The sequence below is a fragment of the Chitinophagaceae bacterium genome, from assembly GCA_030053935.1.
Lineage (GTDB): Bacteria > Bacteroidota > Bacteroidia > Cytophagales > JASGCU01 > JASGCU01.
In genome coordinates, this window is record JASGCU010000035.1 from 11,714 (window position 1) to 22,641 (window position 10,928).

Genomic DNA, 10,928 nt, shown 5'->3' on the forward strand with positions numbered 1-10,928 from the left:
TTTTATAATACACTATGACTAAAGAAAAATTATTACACAGCATTTTTCCCTATGCAATAGCATTTTTAATAATAAATACTTTTAGTATTACGAAAGCTATCAGCCAAGGTGCCGAAAGTATACCAACAGAATCATCTATTATTCAATCAGGCGAAGTATTATTTAAAGCAAATTGCACAGTTTGCCATTCAATAGACGATAAAGTAATAGGACCACCTCTCAAAAACGTCCACCAAAGAAGAGAACTATCATGGATAATTAAATTTGTGAAAAATTCTCAAAAAGTAATTAAAAGCGGAGATACTTATGCCCTAGAACTCTATAATCAATACAATCAAACAGAGATGACATCTTTTGATTTTTCTGATTCAGAAATAACTTCTATAGTAGCATATATAAAAAACCAATCAGAAATAACCCCTTCTGCCGCCACATCAATAATAAATCCACAAATAGTAAATAATACAGAAAAAAACGACTCAAATACTACCTACACAGATATACTTTTAATAGCGCTTGTTGCTATATTAGGTATTATCTTATTAGTATTACTATCCATATTAAGCGTTTTATTAAAATATATTTCCAAAAAAAATAATCTTACAGAAGAACAAAACGAAATTATATCCGAACAAAAAAGTTTAACAAGCCTATTAAAAAGCAATTTTGTAATCGGTTTAACCGTATTTTTGTTTACCGCTATCGTTCTAAAAAGTATTATAGATGGCCTATTTTCCATAGGAATTCAACAAAACTACAAACCAACACAACCAATCGCTTTTTCACATAAACTCCACGCAGGTCAGTATAAAATAGATTGTAACTACTGCCATACAAGTGTCTATAAAAGTAAAAATGCCAATATCCCATCACCTAATATTTGTATGAACTGCCACGGAGTAATCCAAAATGTAGGAGGAAAATCAGGAATATCCCCCGAAATAAAAAAAATATACGATGCTGTTGAAAATTCTACCCCAATAGAATGGATAAGAATTCATAATCTCCCAGATTTAGCATACTTTAATCACGCACAACACGTCCAAGTAGGAAATGTAAAATGCCAAACATGCCATGGACCAATAGAAGAAATGGATGTAGTATATCAATACTCTAACCTCACAATGGGATGGTGTATAAATTGTCACCGCGAAACAGATATAAATAGTAAAGGTAACGCCTATTACGATAATTTAGTAAAAATTCACAATAAAAAAAGCAAAACCCCAATGAAAGTAGAAGACATCGGAGGACTAGAATGCTCAAAATGCCATTATTAAAATATAAAACATAAAATACAATGAAACCAACTAAAAAAATATACTGGAAAGGACTAGAACAGTTAACCAATGATTCAGAATTTATAAAACATTCACAAAATGAGTTTTCCTCACTACCATTAACGGAAAATGAAACAAACCATAGACGTGATTTTTTAAAAAAAATGGGATTCAGTTTAGCCGCTGTATCTCTCGCATCCTGCGAAGCGCCTATAAGAAACGCTATCCCATACCTGAATAAACCTGTAGATGTCGACCCAGGAATACCTAATTATTACGCATCTACCTATATAAATGGAAGCAATTATGCAAGCATCGTCGTAAAAACAAGAGAAGGAAGACCCATAAAAATAGAACCAAATACACTATCAAAACTTACCCCAGGAACCACTCCCCAAGTAGAAGCATCAGTACTTTCTCTCTATGATAATCAACGTTTGAAAAACCCACAAAAAGAAGGAAAAGAAATAGAATGGAAAACCGCAGATTCTGAAATAATACAACAATTGAACGACATAAACAACAAAGAAAAAAAAATAAAAATTGTTACCCATTCTATAATAAGCCCATCTACTCAAAAAATATTAGATAACTTTATAACAAAATACCCCAATGCATCTGTAGTAAAATATGATGCTATATCCTATTCCGCATTATTAGATGCTCATCTCTTATCTTTTCAAAAGAGATCATTACCAACTTATCATTTTGACAAAGCAAAAACCATTGTAAGTATTGACGCTGATTTTCTAGGAACGTGGATAAACCCCACTCTCTTCTCCCAACAATTTACTCGTAAAAGAAAACTATCCTCTAAAAACACAGATATGAACCAACTCTTCGTTTTTGAAACCCACCTATCCATCACAGGAGCAAATGCAGATTATAGAAATGCTATAAAACCATCCGAAAAACTGCCTTATATAGCCCATATCTATAATTTTATTGCTAAAAAAATAAAATCCGAAGATTTTCCCATTATAAATTCTATCCCTAACACAGAAAATAAAATAATTACCAAAGCAGCCGAAACCCTTTGGAAAAATAAAGGAAATTCTCTCATAGTATGTGGAACGAACGATATAAACGCTCAAATACTCATAAATGCTATTAATATAATGCTAGAAAATTATAATAATACATTAGACATAAACACACCTCTATATCTAAAACAAGGGGATGATAAAGAAATGAAAAAGTTTGTAACCGACTTAGAAGCAAATACTATAGACGGAATTATTTTTTACAACTGTAACCCATGCTATGATCATCCTTTAGGAAATGAAATCACAAAATACATATCCAAATGCTCCCTCACTATCTCTACCTCTGATAGAAACGATGAAACATCAAAAAATGTTCAGTACCATATACCTGACTGTCATTATTTAGAATCATGGAATGATGCAGAACCCATGAAAAATAACTTTAGCATCTCTCAACCCGTTATTTCTAAAATATTTAATACAAGACAATCCCAAGAATCATTTCTTATATGGACGGGAGAAAATATTTCTTATCTAGAATTTATAAAAAACTATTGGAAAGAAAATATATTCGCATCCGAAACAGAATATTTTGAATCTTTTTGGGACAAGTGTTTATACAATGGGGTTTTTGAAAAAAATAATGCAGAAGAAAAAGTAGAATCTGCCGAAACATTAAAACCAATTACACCGATAGATATTTATTCTATAAAAAAAGATATTTCTAAAAAAATATCCATCTCTAACACAGAATATCAGGCATTCCTCTATGAAAATATAAGTATTGGAGCAGGAGAACAAGCAAATAACCCATGGTTACAAGAACTACCTGACCCCATATCAAAAATATGTTGGGAAAACTACATAGCAATGTCTCAACAAACAGCAACAAATTTAGGAATCACTATGAAAGAAGGATTTACTCAAAAAATATCTATAGAAATACAAGGAATACCTCTGACCCTACCAGCAGTAACCCAACCAGGTATGCCTCATAATACCTTTGCAATAGCATTCGGATACGGAAGAACAAACGGAGGAAAAGTCTCAGATAACATAGGATTTAATGTATTCCCCTTTTTATATACCGGAGAAAACGAATATAATAATGCTAATATATTCAATAAAGTATCCATATTAAATGTAGATAAAGAACCCTATAGAATAGCACAAACACAAACACATCAAACATTTATGGGCAGAGAAACTGTTATTCAAGAAACTACACTAAGAGAATATCAAAAAAATCCAAGAGCAGGAAGATATGAACCAATGGTAGTAACTCCCGACGGACCTAAAAAACCCGGAACAATATCTTTATGGAAAGGGCATTCCTATAATAACCACCATTGGGGAATGGCTATAGACCTAAATTCTTGCACAGGATGTTCCGCATGTATAATAGCATGCCAATCAGAAAACAACATCCCCGTTGTAGGAAAAACAGAAGTTATTAACAGAAGAGAAATGGCATGGCTACGAATCGATAGATACTACAGCAGCGATGCTACTACCGATAAAAATAACCCAGATTTTACTTATACCGCATTAGAAAAAGCTTCTGATAACCCTGAAATCACCTTTCAACCTATGATGTGCCAGCACTGTAATAACGCACCCTGCGAAACAGTTTGCCCAGTAGCAGCTACCACTCATAGCACCGAAGGATTAAACCAAATGGTCTATAATAGATGTATAGGAACTCGCTACTGTGCTAATAACTGCCCATACAAAGTCAGAAGATTTAACTGGTTTAAATATCATGACAATGAACAGTTTGCTACAAATACATCCATGAATAACGACCTAGGAAAAATGGTTCTAAACCCCGATGTAACAGTCAGATCAAGAGGAGTTATGGAAAAATGTACTATGTGCGTACAAAGAATCCAATACGGTAAACTCAACGCTAAAAAAGAAAATAGAAGACCAAAAGACGGAGAAATAAACACCGCATGCGCCGCCTCTTGCCCATCCCAAGCCATAGTATTTGGAGATATGAAAGACCCAAATAGCAAAATATCAAAACTCCTTCATATTTCTTCTAATGAAAAAAATGAATTAGAAATACAAGAAGAGAGAGCTTACAACGTCTTAGAAGAAATCAATGTAAAACCAAATGTATGGTACCTCACAAAAATTAGAAATAAAAACACACAACAAAAAGAATCTTCATAAATCTTTTCACAAACTACAATCATTTTTAGACACTACTCTTTTTTATATAATGAAAATAAAAATAACATCTGCTTTATTACTCATATTATTTGTATATTTTACCGCTTGTAGACCAGACGACTCAAAAACAGAAACTATAGAACCCACATCAGAATGGAACTATATAAATACAGACTGGCAAAATGAAGGATATATGGATTGCGGAGAAAAAATACAATCCCCCATTAATATTAATACGAATACTACCGTAAAAGCAAATATAGAAACCATACTTTTTCAATACAACACTATTAGTATGAGTAATAAAAATACAGGACATACAGTACTCGTAACATTAAATCCAAATAGCACATCTAGAATCATGATCAGAGGTATTACTTTTAAATTAATACAGTTTCATTTTCATAGAAAAAGCGAACACACTATAAACGGAACTTTCTATCCAATGGAACTACATCTAGTACATCAAGATACCGTTACACAAAATATAACCGTACTAGGATTCCTAATCAGAGAAGGAACAGAAAACCCTTTTATAAAGAGAATATTTGATTATATCCCTGCCATAAGAAACGAACACACTACCGTCCCCATTTCTATAAATATATCTGATATTATCCCATCTAATACAAATTATTACACATACACAGGTTCTCTAACAACCCCGCCTTGTACACAAGGAATACAATGGATAATTTTTAAAGAAACTATGGAAGCATCAACACAACAAATAAATACTCTTCAAAAACTATTCCCACACGGAAACGCAAGACCCCTACAACTCCTAAACAACAGAATTATTTTAGAAAAACTATAACATACAATAACAATATTAATAATAAAAAAATTATTCATCACATTTAAATAACATTATTGCAAAATGAGTGTTTTAGTAAATAAAAAATCTAAAATCATAGTACAAGGATTTACAGGAAGCGAAGGAACTTTTCACGCAACCCAGATGATAGAATACGGAACAAATGTAGTAGGTGGAGTAACCCCAGGAAAAGGCGGAACCAAACATTTAGAAAAACCCGTTTTTAATACCGTAGAAGACGCTGTAAAATCCACAGGAGCAGACGTAAGTATTATTTTTGTCCCTCCAGCTTTTGCCGCTGACGCACTCATGGAAGCCGCAGATGCCGGTATCAAAGTCATTGTAACTATCACCGAAGGTATCCCCGTAAAAGATATGGTCATAGCAAAAAACTACCTAAAAGGAAAAAACGTAACTCTTATAGGACCTAATTGCCCAGGAATCATAACTCCCGGTGAAGCAAAAGTAGGAATTATGCCAGGATTTGTCTTCAAAAAAGGAAAAATAGGACTAGTCTCAAAATCAGGAACACTTACATACGAAGCAGCTTATCAACTCGCAAACCAAGGACTCGGAATCTCCACAGCCATAGGAATAGGAGGAGACCCCATCATAGGAACATCTACCAAAGATGCAGTAGAACTTTTTATGAACGACCCTGAAACAGAAGCTATTGTTATAATAGGTGAAATAGGAGGAAACTACGAAGCCAACGCAGCAAAATATATCCAAGAAGTTTACAACTCAGGAAAAAATAAAAAACCAGTAGTCGGATTCATAGCAGGACAAACCGCACCCCCAGGAAAAAGAATGGGACATGCAGGTGCCATCATTGGTGGATCCGAAGACACCGCATCCGCAAAAATGAAAATAATGAAAGAATGTGGAATCCACGTCATCCTCTCACCCGCAGAAATAGGTGAAACCATGTTAAAATACTTAAAAAATTAAAAAGTGATAGTAACAATAGAAGATTCATGGAAAAAAGAATTAAACGATGAATTTCAAAAAAAATACTTTATAGAACTCACACAATTTATAAAAGAAGAATATAAAAAATACACTATTTATCCACCAGGAAAAGAAATTTTTAACGCCTTTAACAGCTGCCCTCTATACAAAGTAAAAGTAGTCATCGTAGGACAAGACCCATACCACGGCGAAAAACAAGCACACGGTCTCTCTTTCTCAGTTAATGACAACATACCAATACCCCCATCTCTCCAAAATATATTTAAAGAAATAGAAACAGACATAGGAAATAAACCACCAATACATGGAAACTTACAAAGATGGGCAAACCAAGGTGTTTTCCTTTTAAATACAGTACTTACAGTGAAAAAAAACCATCCATGCTCCCATCAAAACAAAGGATGGGAAACCTTTACACACAAAGTACTACAAATCGTATCTGAAAAAAAAACACATATTGTATTCCTTTTATGGGGAAATTTCGCAAAACAAAAAAAAAATCTCATAGATAATACCAAACATCTTATATTAGAAGCATCACATCCATCTCCTTTTTCTTCCACAAAAGGATTTTTTGGGTGCAAACACTTTAGTAAAACAAATGAATATCTCATATCAAAAAAAATAACACCAATCAATTGGTAAATTATTCTTATTTATATGTTTTTTGATAAAAAAACATATAAATAAGATAAAAAATATTGCAAAATATCTTTTTTTAAAAAAAAAAACTAATTTATGTAAATCATATCACTATACTATAAATAATTCTAAAATATAAAAATTAAAAGTAAAATGAAAAAATATTACGAAACAGTATTCATACTCTCTTCCGATTTGTCCGAGGAAACAAAGACAAAGGATACTGTAGATAAGTTTATCAAAATATTAACAGATAACTCTGCAGACATAATAAATGTAGAATATTGGGGATTAAAACAACTTGCATACCCCATTAAAAGAAAAACATCAGGTTTTTATAACCTTATAGAGTTTAATGCATCTCCCGAAATAGTAAAAACACTCGAAATAGAATTTAGAAGAAACGAACATATTATACGATTTCTTATAACAGTACTAGACAAATATGCGGTTGAATATAATGCCAAAAGAAAAAACGGAAATTTTAATAAACCGAAGGAAGAAATAAAAACAGAACCAACAATAGAAAATAAAAAACAATATGAAGACAAATAAATTCTTTCACAAAGCAACCACAAGTATGGCACTGATAAATGAATCAGTGAACAAAGAAGGGGAAAAAAATATTAAAAAATATTGTCGATTCAAAAAAAATGGAATCAAGTATATTGACTATAAAGATCCAAAATTTCTACTAAAATTTATAAATGAACAAGGAAAAATTCTCCCCAGACGACTCACAGGAAATAGTCAAAAATTTCAAAAAAAAATAGCATTAGCAGTAAAAAAAGCAAGGCATCTTGCACTCCTCCCATATCTTACAGATGGTTTAAAATAAATTCTTAATAACAATGGAAATAATACTCAAGCAAGACATCCCAAAACTCGGAAATAAAAACGATATAATCAAAGTAAAAAATGGATATGGACGTAATTATCTCATACCACAAAAATTAGCAGTACTTGCCATAGAAAGTGTGAAAAAAATTACCCAAGAAAATCTCAAACAAAGCTCCCATAAGACAAAAAAAATAAAAGACGAAGCACTTCATATTGCACAAATGTTAAAAGATGTAAATCTTATAATATCTGTAAAAGCAGGCGATAACGGAAAAATATACGGTTCTATCACAAACTCACAAATAGCAGAAGAACTCCATAAAAAAGGAATACAAATAGATCGTAAAAAAATACTTCTAAAAGAACACATTAAACAAGTAGGAGAGTTTTCTGCAATTATAGATCTTCATAAAGAAATAAAACCAGAGATTACTATTAATGTAATCCCAGAATAATTCACTTTTTCTAAAACTAAAATAACACTAATGGGATATACTAGACTAAAAAGAAAAACACGCGTAAGAGTTGTTAAATCCTCACAAAGAAAGTTTAACATAAAAAAGTACTCTTTTAAACCCGTCATAAAAAATATTGACACAGAAGAATTAAAAAAACAGTTTCCCAAATCAGAATAGTAAAATATTTTAAACACATTATTCTATTTTTAATTCTTAAAACAGAAAAGGTTTTATTTTCATCTATAATATTTACTGCGTAAAACAAATATTACAATGTATGAAAAAAAATACTATATTGGGTAATATACCAAAGTAACATTATCTTATTAAAAATTTGAAAACAAGATATTTTATAATCACTTTTCTGCTATTGCAAATACAATCATGTTACTTTAAAAAAATTCAAAATAGTGCTGATTGGAAAAAAAAATACGAAGCAGCATTACAATATTACGAAGAAAAAAAATATTATAAAACTACCTTGTTATTTGAAGATATTTTACCAATAATAAGGGGAACAAAAGAAGCAGAGATAGTACAGCTTTATACTGCATACTCGTATTATTATCAACAACAGTATATACTAAGTGCACATCATTTTCACACTTTTTACAATACATACGGTAAAAGTGAACATGCTACTGATGCTCATTTTATGTATGCATATTCTTTATATGTTCAGTCACCAGAATATTTTTTAGACCAAAGTAGCACTTTTGAAGCAATATCAGCAACACAAGATTTTATAAATAAATACCCATATAGCGAATATAAAGAAAAAGCACAAGAAATAATAGATAATTTACAGATAAAACTAGAAACAAAGGCATTCGAAATAGCCAAACAATACGAAAAACTAGAAAGATACGAAGCATCAATAAGATCATTTACTAATTTTCAAAAAGATTTTCCTGATTCTCAATATAATGAAGAAGCATCTTTCTTGAAATTTAAATCTCAATACGAATACTCTTTACACAGCATAGAAGAAAAACAAAAAGAAAGAATTAACATTTCTATACAATACTACCAAGAATTTATTGATACATATAGCGGTAGTAAATTTATAAAAAATGCTGAAAAAATGTATTTAGATTGCTTAGAAAAATTAGATACTAAAAACAAATAAATTTATAATAAAATGAACCACAATAAAATAAAAGCAGATAACGTAGATATAGCAAATATAACAGGAAATATATTTGAATCAATTGTTATTATTGCCATGAGAGCAAGACAGATAGAAGAAGAAAGAATGAATACATTGAAAGAAAAAATTTCAGGTTACCAAGAACCAAATTCTGATTCTCCCTCCACTGAAAGAAAAACAAATCAAGAAACAAACGAATTATTAGAAATATATAAAATGTATGAAAAAATGCCTAAATCTTATGAAATAGCAATAGAAGAATTTTTAAAAGGAAAAGTATACTATAGAAAAACAGAACAATAAAAAAACAAGGTTTGGTAGTTCAGTTGGTTAGAATGCCTGCCTGTCACGCAGGAGGTCGCGGGTTCGAGTCCCGTCCATACCGCTTGTATTTTATATTCACTAAAACATAAAAAAATGAACCAAATAAAAATAGGTATTAATGGTTTTGGACGTATTGGTCGTCTCGTATTCAGAGCTGCTATTTCACACCCTGAAATACAAATAGTAGGAATTAATGATCTCATAGATGCGGAGTATATGGCATATATGCTAAAATATGATTCTACGCATGGTAAATTTACAGGCGATGTAAAAACAGAAAATGGGAACTTGATAGTAAATGGAAAACCCATTAGAGTAACTTCAGAAAAAGATCCTGCTAACTTAAAATGGAATGAAATAAATGCAAATTTTGTAGTAGAATCTACAGGACTATTTTTAGCAAGTGATACTGCCAGTAAACACATAACAGCAGGAGCAAAAAAAATAATTATATCCGCCCCTCCCAAAGATAACACTCCTATGTTTGTTATGGGAGTAAATCATAAAGAATACAAGAAAAATATAGATATTATTTCTAATGCTTCTTGTACTACTAATTGCCTGGCGGTATTAGCAAAGGTTGTGCATGATAATTTTGGTATAATAGAAGGACTCATGACTACGGTACACTCTGTAACAGCGACCCAAAAAACAGTAGACGGACCCTCTTTAAAAGATTGGAGAGGTGGGAGAGGAGCCAATCAAAATATAATCCCTTCTTCCACAGGTGCTGCCAAAGCCGTAGGAAAAATAATTCCGGAACTCAATGGAAAACTTACTGGTATGTCATTTAGAGTCCCAACTCCTAATGTATCTGTCGTAGATCTTACATGCAGATTAGCCAAAGAAACTTCGTATGAAGAAATAAAATCAACTCTTAAAAAAGCATCTGAAAGTAATACATTAAAAAAAATATTAGGATACACAGATGAACAAGTTGTTTCTAGTGATTTTATAACAGACCCCAGGTCTTGTATTTTTGATGCTGAAGCAGGTATTTCGCTCAACTCTCAATTTGTCAAACTAGTCGCATGGTATGATAATGAATTTGGTTATAGTAATAGAGTTGTAGATCTTTTAATCCATATAGCCGAACTATAATAAGGTAGACTCTCAAAACTATTATTTTATAAAAAATTTAGATGCTATAAATATTTGAGGAAGTAAAGATTTAAAGCACCATACAAGAACAGGATAGCAGATTTGCTCCCACTCCGAAAAGCAGAACTGATATTCGTATTATTCAAGAACTTTTAGGACATAATAGCACTAAAACTACAG

The 10,928-nt window shown here is 31.5% G+C and carries 11 protein-coding genes and 1 tRNA gene; all 12 read left to right on the forward strand.

Annotated elements, in window-relative coordinates; genetic code table 11:
- Positions 1–14: 14 nt before the first annotated feature.
- The 12 genes from QM536_05195 to gap all read left to right on the forward strand — a co-directional run bounded on the left by QM536_05195 (position 15) and on the right by gap (position 10,748).
- Positions 15–1,280: a cytochrome c3 family protein gene (locus QM536_05195; GenBank protein ID MDI9356405.1), complete on the forward strand. Its 1,266-nt coding sequence runs from the start codon at positions 15–17 to the stop codon at positions 1,278–1,280.
- 20 nt (positions 1,281–1,300) lie between these two features.
- Positions 1,301–4,444: a TAT-variant-translocated molybdopterin oxidoreductase gene (locus tag QM536_05200; GenBank protein MDI9356406.1), complete on the forward strand. Its 3,144-nt coding sequence runs from the start codon at positions 1,301–1,303 to the stop codon at positions 4,442–4,444.
- A 49-nt stretch (positions 4,445–4,493) separates the two neighbouring features.
- Positions 4,494–5,261: a carbonic anhydrase family protein gene (locus QM536_05205; GenBank protein ID MDI9356407.1), complete on the forward strand. Its 768-nt coding sequence runs from the start codon at positions 4,494–4,496 to the stop codon at positions 5,259–5,261.
- A 63-nt stretch (positions 5,262–5,324) separates the two neighbouring features.
- A complete protein-coding gene (gene sucD / locus QM536_05210; protein ID MDI9356408.1) occupies positions 5,325–6,212 on the forward strand; it encodes a succinate--CoA ligase subunit alpha in 888 nt (295 codons plus the stop codon).
- Positions 6,213–6,215: 3 nt separating this feature from the next.
- Complete coding sequence (gene ung, locus QM536_05215) at positions 6,216–6,878, forward strand: uracil-DNA glycosylase (GenBank protein MDI9356409.1); 663 nt, start codon at positions 6,216–6,218, stop codon at positions 6,876–6,878.
- A gap of 150 nt (positions 6,879–7,028) precedes the next feature.
- Positions 7,029–7,430: a 30S ribosomal protein S6 gene (rpsF, locus tag QM536_05220; GenBank protein ID MDI9356410.1), complete on the forward strand. Its 402-nt coding sequence runs from the start codon at positions 7,029–7,031 to the stop codon at positions 7,428–7,430.
- Positions 7,431–7,455: 25 nt separating this feature from the next.
- The gene (gene rpsR, locus QM536_05225) at positions 7,456–7,713 is read left to right on the forward strand and encodes a 30S ribosomal protein S18 (GenBank protein ID MDI9356411.1); all 258 of its coding nucleotides are present in this window, start codon (positions 7,456–7,458) and stop codon (positions 7,711–7,713) included.
- Between the two features lie 13 nt (positions 7,714–7,726).
- Complete coding sequence (rplI, locus tag QM536_05230) at positions 7,727–8,170, forward strand: 50S ribosomal protein L9 (GenBank protein MDI9356412.1); 444 nt, start codon at positions 7,727–7,729, stop codon at positions 8,168–8,170.
- Between the two features lie 337 nt (positions 8,171–8,507).
- Positions 8,508–9,302 (forward strand): outer membrane protein assembly factor BamD, encoded by a 795-nt coding sequence (gene bamD / locus QM536_05235; protein ID MDI9356413.1) that lies wholly within the window; start codon positions 8,508–8,510, stop codon positions 9,300–9,302.
- A gap of 12 nt (positions 9,303–9,314) precedes the next feature.
- Positions 9,315–9,626: a DNA-directed RNA polymerase subunit omega gene (locus QM536_05240; protein MDI9356414.1), complete on the forward strand. Its 312-nt coding sequence runs from the start codon at positions 9,315–9,317 to the stop codon at positions 9,624–9,626.
- Between the two features lie 8 nt (positions 9,627–9,634).
- Positions 9,635–9,708: transfer RNA gene (locus QM536_05245), tRNA-Asp, on the forward strand.
- A 32-nt stretch (positions 9,709–9,740) separates the two neighbouring features.
- Complete coding sequence (gene gap, locus QM536_05250; GenBank protein MDI9356415.1) at positions 9,741–10,748, forward strand: type I glyceraldehyde-3-phosphate dehydrogenase; 1,008 nt, start codon at positions 9,741–9,743, stop codon at positions 10,746–10,748.
- The last annotated feature ends 180 nt before the right edge of the window (positions 10,749–10,928 follow it).

Bases quoted from the DNA above. Each gene is read 5' to 3' on its own strand.
- rpsF (MDI9356410.1), top strand. From the start codon at position 7,029: ATGAAAAAATATTACGAAACAGTATTCATACTCTCTTCCGATTTGTCC.
- QM536_05195 (MDI9356405.1), top strand. From the start codon at position 15: ATGACTAAAGAAAAATTATTACACAGCATTTTTCCCTATGCAATAGCA.
- sucD (MDI9356408.1), top strand. From the start codon at position 5,325: ATGAGTGTTTTAGTAAATAAAAAATCTAAAATCATAGTACAAGGATTT.
- rpsR (MDI9356411.1), top strand. From the start codon at position 7,456: ATGGCACTGATAAATGAATCAGTGAACAAAGAAGGGGAAAAAAATATT.
- QM536_05240 (MDI9356414.1), top strand. From the start codon at position 9,315: ATGAACCACAATAAAATAAAAGCAGATAACGTAGATATAGCAAATATA.
- rplI (MDI9356412.1), top strand. From the start codon at position 7,727: ATGGAAATAATACTCAAGCAAGACATCCCAAAACTCGGAAATAAAAAC.
- gap (MDI9356415.1), top strand. From the start codon at position 9,741: ATGAACCAAATAAAAATAGGTATTAATGGTTTTGGACGTATTGGTCGT.
- QM536_05205 (MDI9356407.1), top strand. From the start codon at position 4,494: ATGAAAATAAAAATAACATCTGCTTTATTACTCATATTATTTGTATAT.
- QM536_05200 (MDI9356406.1), top strand. From the start codon at position 1,301: ATGAAACCAACTAAAAAAATATACTGGAAAGGACTAGAACAGTTAACC.